This is a genomic window from Aurantimonas litoralis, from assembly GCF_026153195.1.
In the GTDB taxonomy this organism is placed as follows: domain Bacteria; phylum Pseudomonadota; class Alphaproteobacteria; order Rhizobiales; family Rhizobiaceae; genus Aurantimonas; species Aurantimonas coralicida.
On sequence record NZ_JAPFBM010000003.1, the window covers coordinates 264,497 to 281,132 of the forward strand.

Consider the following 16,636-nt stretch of genomic DNA (forward strand, 5'->3'; position numbering starts at 1 on the left):
TGCATCACACCCTCAATATCTTCATGACCTCGTCCCCGAGGTGGTTGATCACCTTCACTGCGATCCGACCGGTCTTCGGTTTCGGGAACGCCCGGGAGACGGTGCGTTTCAGGCTGTCCCAGGCGTCTTCGTCGATCTCTGCCTTCAGCGTGTTCTTCAGCGCCTTGTAGGGGACGTCGGCGCCGGGGAAGTAGGCGTGGCGGACGAAGAAAGACTCCATGTCGTAGTCGGTGTCGATGAACCAGCAGGCGATGTCGGCGGCATCGGATGAGACGACCTCGCCGGTCTGGGGCCGGAAGACGTCAAGGCCCCTGAGTTCCACCCGCACCCTGTCGCCGTCCGCCTTCACTTCGATGTCCGGCTCGCCGAAGACGACGAAGAGGTTGCCGCCGCCGGCTTTCAGGTCGCCGGCCATGTGCAGGTCGGCGTTCATCCGGGTGCGCAGCACCGGCACGGCGCCCAGCTTCTGCATCTCGCCGGCATGGGCGTCGAAGTTGAAGGCGCAGGCGACGAGGACGTCGAAGCCGGCCTCGGCCGCCTCGCGGGCCGCGGCAACGAGGTCGGCGCGTTGGACGGTGCCGTATTCCGGGCCGACGAAGATCGCCGCGCGCCTTTCCTTTTCGCTTTCTCCTTCACCCTCCTGGTAGCGCCCGTCGGCGGAGATGAACTCGCCGGGCCAGGGCTTCAGGGTCGTGAAACTGATGCGATCGGCCTTGTCGCGCTGCTGGACGCCGGCTTTCTTCAGATTGTCGAGGATCGCCTCGTAATAATTCTCCGACTCCTGTACCTCGCGACGGCGCGATCCCTCGGCAGCATCGAGCGTGTCGATCAGCTCGCCATCCTCGTCAATCCCGACCGAGCGGTGGGGCGAGAGGCTTTCGACCGTGAAAGGTCCGGCGACGCGGACGCGCTTCCTGTCCTCGATCGGCTTGTCGTAAAGGGTTTCGAATTCGGCCCTGGCCGCGATCGAAGCGTCGATTTCCCGCTGCCTGGCGATCCGCGCCTCCCAAAAGCCGGCGAGTGCGGTCTTGGCAGCTTGCGGCCACGCGTCGGGCGCCTCGCGCGGCATTTCCCATTCCATGAAGCCGTTCGCCGGCGCGTCCTCGCCGGAAGGCAGTGTCACCGTGCCGGAGGCGGTGAAGTCGATCGTCTGGCCGGCGCGGCCGCCGGTCTCGACCTTATATGGCGTGCCGAACCCCTTCAGGGCGGCGTTCAACGCGGCCCGCGCATCCTCCACGGCGGGCTGCATCCGATCCCAGATGACGTCGATCTCGGTGTTGTTGGCGATCGACTTCAGCGTGATATGCGGCACGCGCTCATAGACGAAGCCCTGGCGGATGTCGCCGGCGGTCGCCCTCGTCGATGGGGCGGAGCGGGAGAGCGCAGCCTCCTTGGCGAGGCCCTCCGGCGTATCGGCGAGGAGGTAATAGGGATATTTCGCGCCCATAATGCGGGCGCGGGCCAGCGCCAAAGCGACGCGGGAGGTGTCGGCGGTGATCCAGCGCCGGCCCCACTGTTCGGCGACAGAGGCGGTGGTTCCCGAACCGCAGGTTGGGTCTAGGACCAGATCACCGGGGTCGGTTGTCATAAGGATACATCGTTCAACAATTTTAAGAGAAGTCTGCACTATGTAAATTTTATCAGAAGCGAAACCCGCAACACCTGTATCGGACCAATTGTTACTAAGTGGAAAAACGTTGTAATCTTCAAGATAGCGAAGATAGCGAAGATTGCGCCCAATTTTTCGAATTCGCCCGGCGGAAAGAAGCTTTGGAAACGATGCTTGCTCGGTTTTCCAATAGCCCTTTGGATAGAAGCCCTCTCCTTGAAAATTTACGTCATAGCGCGTACCCGGACTTTGGCTCGTTAGGTCACTGGTCGTGTAGAAACGAACATCGGTCCGTTTCTGGGCCTCGGAGAAAGTTAATTCGGTACCGGTGTCGTCAATAGCGGATCTGTAGGCTAAGGCGCCTTCCGCACCGAGAGACTTTTCTCGAAGAGGCCGCCGAAATTTTGAACGTGATGCATCTCTACTGTACCAAACGACATAATCCGCAACCGACGCTAGATAATTGTCCGTCTGACCAGTCGTCTTCACGAAGGTGATCAAAGACTGGAAATTCTCCTCCCCGAACACTTCGTCCATCAGCGCCCGCACGCGGTGGACGTTCTCGTCGCCAATCTGGACGAAGCAGGAGCCGCTGTCGGTGAGGAGGTCGCGGGCGACGGTGAGCCGGTCGCGCAGATAGGTGAGGTAGGAGTGGATGCCGTCGCGCCAGGTGTCGCGAAAGGCCTTCACCTGCTCGGGCTCACGGGTGAGATGCGCGAGATTGCCGTCCTTCACGTCGCGGCTCGTGGTGCTCCACTGGAAATTCGAGTTGAAGCGGATGCCGTAGGGCGGGTCGATATAGATGCACTGGACTTTTCCGCGCAGCCCCTCCCTTTCCGCCAGCGAGGCCATGACCTGCATGGAGTCGCCCAGGATCATCCGGTTCGACCATTTGCGGGTGTGGCGGTAGAACTCGATCTCCGCCTCGCGGTCCTCATCGGCAAGGCCGAAATGATCGAACAGGCTCGGCCCGGCGCCGTTCGACCCCGAGCGCGGCCGGCCGTTCGCCACATGGGCGCGCAGATCCTCGATAAGCGCCTTGGGGTGGACCTGCTCCTGCAGATAGATCGGCGGCGCATCGACGACGAGGTCCGACCAGTCGGAGACGTCCTTGCCTCGCCAGACGAGCTGCGGATCGAGATCCGCGTTGCGCCGCTCATAGGCCACCTTGATCGGCCGCCGGTCATCCTCCGGCAGGACGCTTTCCAGCTCGGCCGGCGGGATGTTGGCGCGGGTTTCGGGATGGGTGATCGCATCGACGGGGGTGGATTTGGGATCGGCCATTACACGAATTCTTCCAGTGTCTCTGTGAGTGTGCGCACATAGGCGCTGCGGCGTTCTTCCATCCAGTCGATCAGCTCGGGCCATCGGGCTTCATCGGCCAGCGGAATGTCGGCCCTTTGCGACAACTCGGCGGGGTCACCGGTAAAGTCGATGCCAAGGCGCCCCGAAATCGTTTTGGCGTGTGGCTCGAGGAGCTGTGCGACCGCGTCTTCGGCGGTATTCCGCCGACCGCGAACGAACAGGCCGGATCTCGGGGATCCGACCCACAGGACGATCACGATCGCGTCGGCGATGATGTTCGCCCAGGCAAAGGACTGGCGCGTGTCCTTGAACCGCTCTGGGGAGGCGTTCGGATGGCGATCGGCATAGGCGCGCCAGAAGCGCTGCCGTCGGTCGCCGAGGTCACTCGCGGCACCTGTCACGTCCTGCCGCTTGTCCGCGAGCTGCTTGTCCCAGTCATTCGGCTTCTCGACGACCTCGAAGACCGGGGCGAACGGGCTGTCGGCAATCCTGACCACGCGAAGTCGGACCGCGAAGAACGAAAAGCCGTCGGCGGTGTGCTCGTTTAACCAGCGTATGGCGGACAGATGTGGTTCGCGAAAGCTCGGCGCGATCCAGACCACGGTCTTGGCTTCCAGTCCCGCCAGATAGGTCATGATCTGTCCGAGATGGCTGTGATCGGTTGTTTCCAGCTGGTTTTCGATCAGGACGACGCTGTCGTCCTGCGGATTGCGGGCGAGGATGTCGGCGGCAAATCGCTCCACCCGCACCTCCTGGCCGGTAAGCTCCAGCGGGATGCCGATCACTTCGGACAGGTGATCGATGTTCTCGGCGAGCCAAGGCGTGAAAACGTGATCCTCGCGTGCCCAGGCCTCGCGTGGGGGGAGATCCTGCAGACGGCCGAAGGTGATGGGGGTCATGAATCTAGCCTTTTCGGCGTCCGAGCGGTTAGGAGTTCGATCGCCTTCACGAAATCCATCACGGTCTGGTCTCGCTGGATGGCGTCGAAGAAGTTCTGCAGACGGTTGCCGAGCGGCTCCGGCGCGCACTCAAGGAAGCCTTGGGCGACGGCGCACTCGCTCTGTCGCTGCCCGTCCTTCATTCCGTTGAACATCAGGAAGCGGTCGAGAGCCCGCTCGCCGTGCACCCGGTTTTGCTCCGTTACACGGCAGTTCAACTCGTAGCGCTCGATGAGGGCATCGACGGCTGCGGCGACATCGAGGAACTTCAATTCGTCAAGGCGCGTGTAGAAGCGCTCCATCCGCGTCATTCTGGTAGTCGCGGTGCGAATGCCCACGCCCGTGCTCGCCAAATTGTCGAAAGGCGTCCATCTCTCGGGCTGAACGAACCAGGACAATTTGCTCAGTCCCGAGTCGAGGTTCATCGGCGAGTACGGCTGGCCATCCTTGGTTCCAGATGGCCTCAAATTCGCGAGCCTACTCTTGATGGTTCCATATGCTGTCGTCAGCTCTTGAGCTTGGGCGTGAAGGGTCGCGCCGGCGGATCTCCTCAACGTGCCGAAGGTCTCGGCCATCAATTCATCGGCGGGACCGGTCGCTACCATGTTGCGTCTGACGCCGTAGAGCTTGGATAGCCGCTCGACGGTCTTCGCATCGAGCAATTGCCCGGCCGGCCCATTCTTTCTCCTTCGGCTATCAACGATCACCAGGTGGGGCCCGTCCACGGTCAGCCACCACCGCACGGCATCTACGGCAGCCAATCCCAGCAACTCGTTCAACGGGCTTCTTCCTTCACATGCTTCATCACGAGGTCGTCCAGCTCTTCTTTCATCCGGTAAGGGTCGCGGAGTTCGCCGAAGTCCCATCGGCCAAAGCGACCGATCCGCTCGACCGCCGGAATCCAGCGGTCGCGGACCGCGGCTGTTTTCAGCGGCACGTCATGGCCGCGAAAGCCTTTTACCTCAAGGATCAGGGTGAGGGGGGTGTCGTGTCCATCGTCGATCCGCGCAAGGAAATCCGGCCGGTAACGGCGGGGTTCTCCCTTTGCGAGATAGGGCACCTCGAAACCGAGATTGTGGTTCTTGGCATAGGCGAGGACCCGCGGATGGTCTTCGATCACCTGGGCGCACTGGCCTTCCCAGTCGGAATCAAGCACCACCCAGTTGACGTGGCTTCTGTCTGGGTTGGGCGAGTACAGGTCGGCCTTCGAAACGTTGAAGGAGACGTCCATCGTTGAGCCGGCCGGCGCATAGGGATCGAGGATGGCCCGCACCGCGCGCTCGCCGGTGGCGCCGACATTGATCGACGCCGCGATCTGCTCGGTCACCTCGTCGGCGAGCTGCTTGTAGGTGATCTGTGCCGAGACCGTACCGCCCTTGCAGACGAGGAGGCCTGCGTCGAGCCACTGCTTCACCAGCCGCTGGCACTGGGGGAAGAGATGGAGTTTTGGTTCCTCGTCAACGTCACGCAGCTTTTCGGTGAGAAGGTGCGTGGCGAGTCTGAAAACTATCTCCGATGGCCGCATCGCCTTCATGTGGTCGAGCGTCAATTTTTCAGGCATGCCGACGATGCCCTGCATCGTCACCTCGGTGGAGCCGACCTTGTCGGGATCGAGGACATAGGGTTCGAGCTTAGAGAAGTCGGCCATCAACTTCTCGTCAGGTAGCTCAATGCGGAAGCCTTCGACCCGCGGGAACTCGATCTCAAGATGGTCGCGCTCGGGGCTGACGGCGTGGACATGGATGATCTCGCGCGGCGCCTTTACCGGGGCCGCGATCGCCTGGGCGGAGAAATTCAGATCATCGATGCCCATGATGTCGGCATATTCGACACCGAACAGGCCGGTCTCCGGCTCGGCCTCGTAGGACAAGCGGCGCAGTGCGCGCCCGATGACCTGTTCGCAGATCAGCTTGGTCGAGAAGGCGCGTAAGCCGAGAATGTGGGTAACGGTGTTGGCATCCCATCCCTCGGTCAGCATCGAGACGGAGACAACGCAGCGGATCTCGGCGCCGAGCCGCCCAGGCTTGCCGACGGTATTGAGGACCTCCCGCAGGATGTCCTCGTCGGTGAGCTTCTGGGCTTCGACTGCCCCGTCGCGTTGGGCCTTCTCGGCCCGAAAGGCATCGATCTCGGCGGCGTAGGCATCGCGGAACCTGGCGTCGATCGCCTCCCCGGAATCGATCCGCTGGCTGTCGATGAGGAGCGTGCGCGGCCGCGACAGACGTTCGCCGTCATCGGTGTAATTGCGGAAGAGTTCGAGCCGGCCCTGGTGGAAATGCAGCTCGCCGTCTTTGGTCTCGCGCTCGAAGCCGCCGATGTAGTCGGCGACGAGCTCGGAGTTGACGGTGTCGTTGCAGACCACAATGAAGACCGGCGGCACGCCGATGCTCTTCGCCTTCCAGGCATCGTAGGTCTTCTTGTAATGGCCGTAGAGAGCTTCGAGGGCGGTCTGCAGTTCGATCGGCAGCTTGTGCGGGTCGGGCTTAGCAGCACCGCGGCCCTTCTTCGGCATTTTGTCGCGAATCGTTGGCCAGAGATTGCGGTAGAGCGGTTCACGGCCCGACGCCAGATTGTCCGCCACCGGCACGCGTGGCAGCTTCACGATGCCGGATTCGATCGCATCCATCAGCGAGAAATCGCTGACCACCCAGGGAAACAACGTGCCCTCCGGCCAGCCGGAGCCGGCAAGGAAGAAAGGTGTCGCGGAGAGATCGTAGACGGCCGCCACGCCGAGGTGGCTCTTGACCGCTTCGATGCCCGTAATCCAGAGACGCGCCGCCTCCTCGTTTTCCTTGGCATCCGCCTTCTCTTCCTTGGTGAGCTTGACTTGCTCCTCGGCCGGGCGTTCGCGATAGCAGTGATGCGCCTCGTCGTTGATGACGACGATCGGGCCGAGGCCCATGAGTTCGGCCATGACGCGCTGGAGCATCTGGCCTTCGGTCTCGACGGTGACGATTTCGTCGCCGTGACCCCGAAGTGCCGAACGAGTCCCCTTGGCCAGCGAAAGGCGTTCGCGGAGCTGGAACGCGTGATAGTTGGTGATGACGATCTTCGCGACGCCGAGATCGGGCATCAGGTCCGTCGGCACGAGATCGAGGCGGCGGTAGTAGTTCTCCGGGTCGTTTGGCAGGAGCACGCGCAGCCTGTCCCTGATTGTGATGCCGGGGGCGATCAGGAGGAAGCCGCGGGAGAAGAGCCTGGAATTGCGGCTGCGTGCGGCGTTGATCGCTTGCCATGCGATCAGCATGGCCATGACGGTCGTCTTCCCGGCCCCAGTGGCGAGCTTCAAGGCGATGCGGAAGAGATCGGGCGCACCGGGCGTGGTCGCGCTGGCATTGGCATCGTTCAGCCAGTCGAGATAGCGGCGACCGCGCCGGCCGGCCTTTGGCGCGACCTCGGCGAGCCAGATCGCCGTCTCGACTGCCTCGAGCTGGCAGAAGAAAGGACGGATCGGCCGGCTGGTGTCCTGCTGCAGCGCGCGCCAGTGGCGAAGAAGGTTGGCGGTAACCGGCGTGACCTGCCACTGCTCAGGGTTTGGCAGGTTCCGCCAGGTCTCGATCTCCTGCCGCAACTCGTTGATGATCGGTGTCGGATTGAACTCCTGGGTGTCGGTGGAGAGTCCGTGCCCCGTATCGTAGACCATCTCGGCCTGCTCGGCGCGGGAGCGTTTCCGGGGGGCGGGAATTGCGGAGATCAGTTCCGCTCGGCGACGCAAATCGAGAATAAGGTCCGTCGGCCGACCCTGTAGATCCAGCTCCCAGTGTCGTGCTGGCTTCTCGTAGGGAGAATTCAGGATTGGTTGTTCGAAGAATTTCTGCGTAGCAACGGGCATTGATCACCGGGAATCGGTTGTGGCGCGTGATTCTCCACTACCGTACGATAACCCTCCCTTAGATGCAGCAGCAGTTCGCCCGAAGAGATGGCCGAATTGTATTCGATGTGATTGCGCATCCGGTGGGCCGTCGAGCAACCGATGTGCTGCCGAGCGGAAAGTATCGAACCGTTACATGATCTGAACACGCGTTCATGAGGGCCCGGATACGCGGGCATCGGTAGCGCGCCACATGGAATATCTCGGCCGCCGCGTCGATCACCGACAGGCGATCCGAGGTTGCGGACTCTACGAGGAGGACGCCCAGGAGATTTCCCGGCCAATGCTCGATTATCTCCGCGAGCCGTCGCCAACGGACGGCTTTCTCATCCGGGCGGGTTCGACCTACGAAAAGGTGCAGATGTGAAGCCGATAGGCGGGGGCTGGAGCCCATTGGCCAACCGGTAGCAGCACGCTTTACGGGCGAGGCTATGGCTTGCTGATTGGCAATTGTCCTGCCGACCAAGACGGAGCACGCGTCCGTTCTGGAGCCGATCCGCTGGCGCTTCCGTGTTTTTGCGCTAGAATTATTGGCACGCGGCGATCTGCGTTGCCGTCACACCGCGCTGTCACAGTCGGGAGAAGATTTCTGGCGAAGGTATAGTCGAATCAGTGTCTTGGTCGAAAATCGGGGTAGAATCCCCCCCTCTCCGCCATTCGGACATCACACCCCGCCAATTTCCAGACCCCTGTTTTCCCGGCATTCTGACCACCAGCGCGCCTAGCAGGGTGGCGCGTTGAGCCGTGTATCGAGTGGCAGGATCGTTCTGCGGCATGAGCGTCGAGATCTCGTTGCAGAACGAACTCGGCGTCGCTCAGGTCGCGCGGCTCTGCTCAGGAGACCCCGCGGTTAGTAGCGCGGTCGCGATGCGTGTTTTGGCCGGAAGAGCCCAACGCAGCTCCTCATCCACCCGTGGTTTCGGCAGCGAGGCGGGCGCTGGTTTCGGCGTGATCGCAGAAGGCGGCGAGGATGGGGGAGGTGTCGCTGGCCCGCCAGCCGAGGCAGACCTGCACGGTGGGCGGTGTATCGGCGATCTCCACGTAAGCGACGCCCGGAATGTTCAGGCTGCGCGCGACCTCCGGCACGATCGCCGCGCCCATGCCGGCGCTGACGAGGCCGATCATCGTGTGGATCTGGGTGGCATATTGCTCGACCCGCGGGACGAAGCCGGCCTTTTCGCACATGCCGATGATCCGGGCGTAGAAGAGCGGGCTCTTGCGCTGGGTAAACAGGATGAACCCGTCCTCCGACAGGTCGCGCAGATGCAGCCGGTCGGTTGAGGCGAGGCGATGGTCGTGCGGCAGCGCCACCACGAAGCGCTCCTCGCGCAAGGGGCGGGCGCGCAGGCTGGGATCCGAGATCGGCGGGCGCAGGATGCCGACGTCGATCTGGCCGTCGCGCAGCGCCGCCAGCTGCTCCTGAATGGTCATCTCGAACAGTTCGAGATCGACCCGTGGAAACGCCAGGCGGAACCGGCGCAGGACGAGCGGCGTGACGCCATAGGTGGAAGAGTGAATGAACCCCACGGACAGGCGGCCTTCCTGCCCCGCCTCGACCCGCCGCACTTCCTTGGCCGCCTGCTCGAGATCCGTCAGGATCCGGTAGGAGCGCTCCAGGAACATCCGGCCGGCCGGGGTCAGGGTCACGATGCGCTGGTTGCGATTGAGCAAGGTCGCCTGCAGCCGCTCTTCGAGCTGCTGGATCTGCCGGGTCAGGGCCGGCTGGGCGATGTGCAGGCGGCGGGCGGCCCGGCCGAAATGCAGCTCCTCGGCGACGCAGACGAAGGATCGGAGCAGGCGCGTCTCGACCATCAGTGATGCCCTGTCGCTATCATTGAAGTGCCAACAATGTATTGGACGGAATGACCGGCCTCGGTCAAGCTCCCCGTGATGAAGAGCGGCAGGGAGGCCGGAGTGGCAGCAGGATTTCGTGTGCTGGACGGGCACGTGCGCAGTGACCGATCGCTGGTGGAGGCGTTCGCGCAGATTCCGTCAGCTATCATCAGTGACAATCTGAACCGCATGGTCGCCGCCGGACCGTCGGTGCGTCCGATGCACAAGGGTGGCACGCTGGCCGGCACGGCGCTGACCGTGAAGACCCGGCCCGGCGACAATCTGATGATCCACAAGGCCGCCGACATCGCCCAGCCCGGCGACGTGATCGTCGTCGATGCGGGCGGTGACCTCACCAACGCGCTGATCGGCGAGCTGATCATCAGCCATGCCCGCTCGCGCGGGGTCGTCGGCTTCGTCGTCAACGGCGCGGTGCGCGACATGGACGTGATCGCGGTCGACGACTATCCCGTCTATGGCGCCGGCGTCAGCCATCGCGGTCCCTACAAGGACGGCCCGGGCGAGGTGAACGTGCCGATCTCGCTGGACGGCATGGTGATCGCGCCGGGCGACATCGTCATCGGCGATCTCGACGGCGTCGTGTGCATTCCCCGCGAGGAGGCGGAGAGCGTACTGGCGGCGTCGCGGGCGCAGCAGGAAAAGGAAGCCGGCATCCAGGCGGCCATTGCGGGCGCCGGATGGGATCGCGCCTGGGTGGACGAGATCCTGAAGGCCAAGGGCTGCGAAGGCGTGTGAGGAGGGATGGGGCGCCGTCCGCGGCGGCCCGTCGGAAGACCAGTCAACACAAGAGGGAGGACATCATGAAATTCGTCAAGACGATTGCCGTCACCATGGGGCTCGTCGCCGCCGCGGTGGCGTCGCCGGCCAGCGCCGAATGGAAGCCGGAGCGCCCGATCGAGATCATCGTCGGCTTCGCGCCCGGCGGCGGCACCGACCAGACGGCCCGCCTGATCGCCTCGGCCGCGCAGGAATTCTTCCCCGTGCCGTTAGTGGTGGTGAACCGCCCGGGCGCATCCGGCACGCTGGCCGCCGAGACGGTCGCCAAGGCCGAGCCCGACGGCCACACGCTGCTCGTCGCCGGCGGCAGCGAGAGCACCTCGGTGCCCAACCATCGCGAGATTTCCTACAGCCTCGATGATTTCCGCGGCATCCTGCGGGTCAATCGCGAGCACATGGTGATCGTCACCAAGCAGGGCAGCGGCCTCGACAGCGTCGAGGCGGTGGTCGAGGCGGCCAAGGCCGATCCGGGCAAGCTCGCCTATGCCTCCTCCGGTCCTGCCGGCATCCTGCATTCGGCCTTCCTGGTGTTCGAGAAGGAAGCCGGCATCCAGATCCAGCACGTGCCCTATCAGGGCGGCGCACCGGCTCTTGCGGCCCTGCTCGGCGGTCATGTCGACATGGCGATCATCACGCCGGGCGATGCCGCGGCGCAGGTCGAGGCCGGCAATGTCAACGCCATCGCCACGACCTCGGACCGGGCCGAGCAGCTGCCCGACGTGCCGTCGCTGACCGAACTCGGCTACGACGTCGATCTGGAGAACATGAAGGGGCTCGTCGCGCCGGCCGGCATTCCGGACGAGGTGGCCGAATATCTGCAGGACCGCTTCACCAAGGCGATCGAATCCGAGACCTTCAAGACCTTGGCCGAGCGCGGCAACATCACCCCGGGCTATCTCAGCGGCGCCGATTTCGAAAAGGCGATGCGCGACATGTCGGATTCCATCGCCAACGCCATGGGCGACACGCCGAAGACCGCGCAATGACAGCCACGCGGGTTGTCGCCATCGTCTGCGGCCTGGCCTCGGTCTACTTCCTGGCGATCCTCGTCCCGGAAGTCGGAGCCAGCGCCGCGGCGATGGGCACCGGCGATTTCTATTCGGTGGGGCCGACGGCCCTGCCGAACTTCGCCGGGGCGGTGACGCTGCTTCTGAGCGTCGGCGTCTTCGCCACCAGCGGCCCGGCCGCGGGCGACGGCGACCGCCGCTTCGGCCGCGGGCTCGGCGCCGGCCTCGTCTTCACCGTCATGCTGGTGGTCTACGCCCTCGCCATGCCGTCGATCGGCTTCCTGGCCGCCTCGGTTCTGTTCATGGTGGCGGTGTTCCTCGTCTACCGCCCCGCCAGCGGGCTCATCGCCCTGATCCTGACGCTCGCCGTTCCGGTGCTGGTGGACCAGGTGCTGCGCAAGCTCTTCCTGATCCCGCTGCCGTCCGGGGCGTGGTTCTAACCACCCGAAGGGGTATCAATGGACCCGTTGTTGCAGGCCTTCTGGGGCTTGATGGAGCCGGTCACCCTGCTCACCCTGTTCGTCTCGGTGGCGGTGGGCTTGATCATCGGCGCCATTCCCGGCCTCTCGGTCAATATCGCGGTGGCGCTGGCCGTGCCGCTGACCATCTTCATGCCCACGGACCAGGCGCTGGTGACGCTGATCGGCCTTTACGGCGCCGGCATCTTCGGCGGCTCGATCTCGGCGATCCTGCTCAATGCGCCGGGCACCCCGGCATCCGCGGCGACCATCTTCGACGGCTATCCCATGGCCCAGCAGGGACTGGCGACCAAGGCGCTGCGGATCTCGCTGGTCGCGTCCGCCTTCGGCTCGATCTTCAGCATCGTCCTGCTAGTGCTGCTGGCCCCGCAACTGGCGAATTTCGCCCTGCGCTTCGGGCCGGTCGAGATCGCCTCGCTGCTGTTCTTCACCTTCCTGATCATCGGCATCCTGTCCGGCAACTCGCTGATGAAGGGGCTTCTGTCCGGCGCGATCGGCATGCTGCTGGCCACCGTCGGCACCGATCCGATGGTCGGCACGCCGCGCTTCACCTTCGGCTCGACGGCGCTGATGGACGGGCTGACCTATGTGCCGCTGCTGGTCGGCCTGTTCGCCGTCGCGGAAATCATAGAGGAAGCCACACGCCGCTTCTCCCAGGGCGAACGCAAGTTCGATCTCGGCGACGAGGACCTCGCGGCCAATCGCCTGCGCTGGAGCGAGATCAAGGGCATGCTCATGCCGATGACCCGCGCCTCGGCGATCGGCTCGGCCATCGGCATCATGCCCGGCATCGGCGCGACGATCGCGTCGTTCATGTCCTATGCCGACGCCAAGCGGTCGCTCAACAGGGACAACGCCTTCGGCAAGGGTGACCCGCGCGGCGTCGCCGTCTCGGAAAGCGCCAACAATGCCGTCGTCGGCGCGACCTTCATCCCGACCCTGGCGCTGGGCGTGCCAGGCGACGCGGTCACCGCGATCCTGCTCGGCGCGCTCGTCCTGCAGGGGGTGACGCCCGGACCGCTGATCTTCATCACTTCGCCGGACATCGTCTACACGATCTATTTCGCGCTTCTGTTCGCCACGCTGCTGATGGTCGCGATCGGCTATTTCGCCGTGCGGCCGCTGGCGATGACGCTGCGCATCCCGAAGATCTACCTGATGCCCTGCGTCGCGCTGGTGTGCGTCGCCGGCAGCTACGTCACCCGCAACAACGTCATGGACATCTACGTGATGCTGGGCGCGGGCGTGCTCGGCTTCATCTTCAACCGGACCGACATCCCCGTCGCGCCGCTGCTCATCACCTTCATCATCACGCCGCCCTTCGAGCAGGCCCTGCGGCAGGCGCTCACCCGGTCCCAGGGATCGTTCGAGCCGTTCCTGACCAATCCCGTCTCGCTGACCCTCGGCGTGGCGGCGCTCGCCCTGTTCGTCCTCGCCGCCCACCGCAGCCGGCGGCAGGGCAGGGCGCAGCCAGTCGAAAGGACACAGACACCATGACGGACACCATCGGATTCATCGGGCTCGGCGTGATGGGCGCCGGCATGGCGAAGAACATCCTGAAGGCCGGCTTCCAGCTGGTGGCGACGACCTCATCGGCGGAGAAGGCCGACGCCTTCCGGGCGCTCGGGGCCGAGATCGTCGACACGCCGGCCGCGATCGCAGGCCGCACGACACTGATCGTCACCTGCGTGCCGGATGCGGCGGCTTTGCGCCAGACGCTGTCCGGCGACAACGGCCTCGCCTCGGCGTCGTGGGAGGGCGGGCTGCTCGTCGACTGCTCCACCATCGCGCCCTTCGAGGCCGAGGAGATGGCGGCCGTCCTGGCGGATGTCGGCGCGGCGCTGGTCGATGCGCCGGTCAGCGGCGGTCGCAAGGGCGCCGAAGAGGGCAAGCTGACGATCATGTGCGGCGGCAGTGACGCCGATGTCGCGCGCGCGCGGCCGGTTCTCGACGCCATGGGCACCAACATCCACCATGTCGGCCCGCTCGGCGCCGGACAGGCGGTCAAGACCTGCAACCAGCTGATGGTCGCTGTGAACATGATGGGCGCCTTCGAGGCGGTGGCGCTCGCCCGCGCGGCGGGTGTCGACCCGAAGGTGATGCGCGAGGTGCTGTCCTCCGGCGCGGCCCGCAGCGGCGTCCTCGAAGCCCATGCCCTGCGCTACATCGAGGGCAATCTGGAGCCCGGCTTCCGGGCCGAGCTGATGCGCAAGGACCTCGGCATCGCCGCGGCCGTCGGCGCCCATTACCGGCGCGCCCAGCCGGCGACGGGCCTTGCCCACCAGCTCCTGGTCGCGGCCTGCAACAGCGGCTTTGCCAAGCTCGATAGCGCCGCTCTGGGGCTCCTCTACGATCAGATGAACGGCACCGACGACGAAAGGCCGACCCGATGACCCGCTTTTCCCTTGCGACGCTCCGGCCGTTCTCCAACGCGCTCTTCGAGGCGAGCGGACTGAGCCCGGATCATGCGGCGCTGGTCACCGACGTCCTGATCCATGCCGATCTGCGCGGCCATGGCTCGCACGGGCTGACGCGCATTCCGATCTATGCCGAACGCATCGCCGCCGGCGCCGTCAACGCCCGGCCCGACATCCGCTTCGAGCGGCCGGCGCCGGCCTTCCTGCAGGTCGATGGCGACAACGGACCCGGGCCGGTGGTCAGCGACGCCGCCGTCGAGGCGGCCATCGCCACGGCGAAGGAGCAGGGCGTCTGCGTGGCGGCCGTCGCCCGCAGCAACCACAACGGCTCCGGTTCCTTCTATGTCGAGAAGGCGGTGGCTGCCGGCTGCATCGCGCTGGCGATGACCAATGCGCCGCCCTCCATGGCGGTCTTCGGCGGACGGCAGGCGGTGATCGGCACCAATCCGGTGACCTTCGGCACGCCGGTGGACGGCGGCACGCCGATCATGATGGACATGGCGACCTCGGTGGTCGCGCGCGGCAAGGTGGTCGAGGCAGCCAAGCGCGGCGAGGCGATCCCGGAAGGCTGGGCGCTCGATGCCGACGGCAAGCCGACCTGCGACGGTCGTGCGGCCGAACGCGGCGTCGTCCTGCCGCTGTCCGGCCCGAAGGGCTCGGCCCTTGCGATCATGGTCGAGGTGCTGTGCGGCGTCCTGTCGGGCGGCCGCTTCGCCGGCTCGCTCGGCAATCTCTACAGCGATTTCGAGACGCCGCAGGATATCGGCCATTTCATGCTGCTGATCGACGTCTCGCGCATTCATGCGTCGAGCGGCTATGCGGCGCGGGTGCGCGACCTCGTCCTCGAACTGAAGGACAGCGCCACCGCCGAAGGCTTCTCCGAGATCAAGATGCCGGGAGAAGTCGAGATGGAGCGGGCGCGCAGCAACAGCGCCGAGGGCATCGACCTGCCGGACAATGTCGTCGCCGACCTCAACGCCATCGCCGCCAAATTCACCATGGCGCCATTGGCCGAGACGGAACAGGCCTGATCGAAAAGGCCCGGATCGCTTCTGTCGACCGGGCCTGAATTCCGGCCCCCGCCCCGACACCGGGGCCGGCGGGCGGCCCATTCAGCCAAGGCCCGGAACGCCGGCATCCTTCGCCGCCGCATCGATCGCGGCGATGTCCTGGGCGGAGAGGGACAGGCCCGTCAGGCGGGCCTGTTCGGCGCGGCGGGCTTCCGGCTCGCCCGGCAAGAGAATCTCTTCGAAGCCGGCGGCTTTCCTGCCGCCCTTCAGCCGCTCCGCGTAATCGCGTGCGCGCTCGGCATAGGCGTCTGGCGGCATGAACAGATCCGGCCGCATCGCCAGGAAGAAATGGCCGACATCCTGGCCGCGGGTGAAGTCGTTATTCTGGTTGACCACGCCGTCGCCGGAGGCGGCGCCCGACATGATGCCGGCCAGGACGTCGATCATCACCGCGACGCCCGAGCCCTTCGGACCGCCCAGCGGCAGCACCACGCCCTCGAGTGCGGCGGCGGGATCGGTGGTCGGCCGGCCCTCGCCATCCAGCGCCCAGCCCTCGGGGATCGCCTCGCCCTTTGCGAGCGCGCGGCGCACCTTGCCCTTGGCGGCGACCGAGGTTGCCATGTCGAGGACGAAGGGAGTGGGGCCCGGCGCGCCCATCGCCAGCGGATTGGTGCCGAGAAACGGGTCGCGCCCGCCCCACACGGGCATGGTCGGCGCCGCATTGGTGAAGACGAAGGAGGCCAGTCCGGCCTCGAGCGCCCGGTTCACGTAGAGCGACGACATGCCGTAATGGTTGGAGCGGGAGGCGGCGGCCAAGCCAACGCCGTAGATCGCGGCCTTCTCGATGGCGACGTCCATCGCCTTGCGCGCCACGACGAAGCCGATGCCGTTGTCGCCGTCAACATGCGCGGCGACAGGCATGCGCTCGGTCACGGTGAGCTTCGGGGCGGGGTTGAGGACGCCCTCCTTCAGGCGGCGGGCGTAGACCGGCAGGCGGGCGACGCCATGGGAGGACACGCCGCGCAGATCCGCCTCGACCAGACATTCGGCGCAATAGCGCGCATCCTCCGCCGGCAGGCCGTTTGCGGCGAGAATGGCCGCCGCGACGCCGGTCAGCGCCTCCACCTGAATGATCCGTTCCGTCTCCGGCATGGTCCCACTCCCCTCGCGAATTCCCGCATTCGTATTCGTCTGTATGCAGGGGTATTATACGGCTGGTGTCGTCTGCAAGCGATTGCTGGTGCGGCGCCCTCTGCGGATCAGGTCGAGGTCATCCGCAAGGGCCGCCATCGTGGGACGGGGCGCCCCGTCTCGCCCATCGTCTCTTCCGCGACGAGGGGAACAGCGGCGACGGAGGGATGGCGTCAGG

At 65.3% G+C, this 16,636-nt stretch carries 13 protein-coding genes; 7 read left to right on the forward strand and 6 right to left on the reverse strand.

What is annotated here, in order from left to right:
- Positions 1–4 precede the first annotated feature (4 nt).
- The 4 genes from N7I30_RS08710 to N7I30_RS08725 are packed head-to-tail and all read right to left on the reverse strand — an operon-like array spanning position 5 to position 7,684.
- Entirely contained in the window at positions 5–2,977 is a 2,973-nt protein-coding gene (locus N7I30_RS08710; RefSeq protein ID WP_498638155.1) for a site-specific DNA-methyltransferase, read from the reverse strand.
- A complete protein-coding gene (locus N7I30_RS08715) occupies positions 2,893–3,813 on the reverse strand; it encodes a hypothetical protein (RefSeq protein ID WP_498638156.1) in 921 nt (306 codons plus the stop codon). Before N7I30_RS08715 ends, N7I30_RS08710 begins: the two co-directional genes overlap by 85 nt.
- Positions 3,810–4,631: a hypothetical protein gene (locus tag N7I30_RS08720; RefSeq protein WP_498638158.1), complete on the reverse strand. Its 822-nt coding sequence runs from the start codon at positions 4,629–4,631 to the stop codon at positions 3,810–3,812. The genes N7I30_RS08715 and N7I30_RS08720 overlap by 4 nt, the downstream gene beginning before the upstream one ends.
- The gene (locus tag N7I30_RS08725) at positions 4,628–7,684 is read right to left on the reverse strand and encodes a BPTD_3080 family restriction endonuclease (RefSeq protein ID WP_498638160.1); all 3,057 of its coding nucleotides are present in this window, start codon (positions 7,682–7,684) and stop codon (positions 4,628–4,630) included. Before N7I30_RS08725 ends, N7I30_RS08720 begins: the two co-directional genes overlap by 4 nt.
- A 232-nt stretch (positions 7,685–7,916) precedes the next feature.
- Between N7I30_RS08725 and N7I30_RS08730 the strand changes: the two genes are divergently transcribed.
- Complete coding sequence (locus N7I30_RS08730) at positions 7,917–8,090, forward strand: hypothetical protein (RefSeq protein WP_498638162.1); 174 nt, start codon at positions 7,917–7,919, stop codon at positions 8,088–8,090.
- Between the two features lie 536 nt (positions 8,091–8,626).
- Here the strand turns inward: N7I30_RS08730 and N7I30_RS08735 are convergent.
- Entirely contained in the window at positions 8,627–9,535 is a 909-nt protein-coding gene (locus N7I30_RS08735; RefSeq protein WP_498638164.1) for a LysR family transcriptional regulator, read from the reverse strand.
- Positions 9,536–9,637: 102 nt separating this feature from the next.
- On the opposite strand from N7I30_RS08735, the gene N7I30_RS08740 reads away from it, so the two are divergent.
- From N7I30_RS08740 to N7I30_RS08765, 6 genes are all read left to right on the forward strand, one after another.
- Positions 9,638–10,312 (forward strand): RraA family protein, encoded by a 675-nt coding sequence (locus N7I30_RS08740; protein WP_228240688.1) that lies wholly within the window; start codon positions 9,638–9,640, stop codon positions 10,310–10,312.
- A 65-nt stretch (positions 10,313–10,377) separates the two neighbouring features.
- Positions 10,378–11,340: a tripartite tricarboxylate transporter substrate binding protein gene (locus N7I30_RS08745; protein ID WP_498638165.1), complete on the forward strand. Its 963-nt coding sequence runs from the start codon at positions 10,378–10,380 to the stop codon at positions 11,338–11,340.
- Positions 11,337–11,801: a tripartite tricarboxylate transporter TctB family protein gene (locus tag N7I30_RS08750; RefSeq protein WP_498638167.1), complete on the forward strand. Its 465-nt coding sequence runs from the start codon at positions 11,337–11,339 to the stop codon at positions 11,799–11,801. The genes N7I30_RS08745 and N7I30_RS08750 overlap by 4 nt, the downstream gene beginning before the upstream one ends.
- 18 nt (positions 11,802–11,819) lie before the next feature.
- On the forward strand, positions 11,820–13,337 hold the full coding sequence (locus N7I30_RS08755; RefSeq protein WP_498638169.1) for a tripartite tricarboxylate transporter permease: 1,518 nt from the start codon (positions 11,820–11,822) through the stop codon (positions 13,335–13,337).
- A complete protein-coding gene (locus N7I30_RS08760; RefSeq protein ID WP_498638171.1) occupies positions 13,334–14,233 on the forward strand; it encodes an NAD(P)-dependent oxidoreductase in 900 nt (299 codons plus the stop codon). The genes N7I30_RS08755 and N7I30_RS08760 overlap by 4 nt, the downstream gene beginning before the upstream one ends.
- A complete protein-coding gene (locus N7I30_RS08765; RefSeq protein ID WP_498638173.1) occupies positions 14,230–15,288 on the forward strand; it encodes an Ldh family oxidoreductase in 1,059 nt (352 codons plus the stop codon). The genes N7I30_RS08760 and N7I30_RS08765 overlap by 4 nt, the downstream gene beginning before the upstream one ends.
- Before the next feature lie 81 nt (positions 15,289–15,369).
- Here N7I30_RS08765 and N7I30_RS08770 read toward each other — a convergent pair whose 3' ends face one another.
- Complete coding sequence (locus N7I30_RS08770) at positions 15,370–16,419, reverse strand: Ldh family oxidoreductase (RefSeq protein ID WP_498638175.1); 1,050 nt, start codon at positions 16,417–16,419, stop codon at positions 15,370–15,372.
- Between the last annotated feature and the right edge of the window lie 217 nt (positions 16,420–16,636).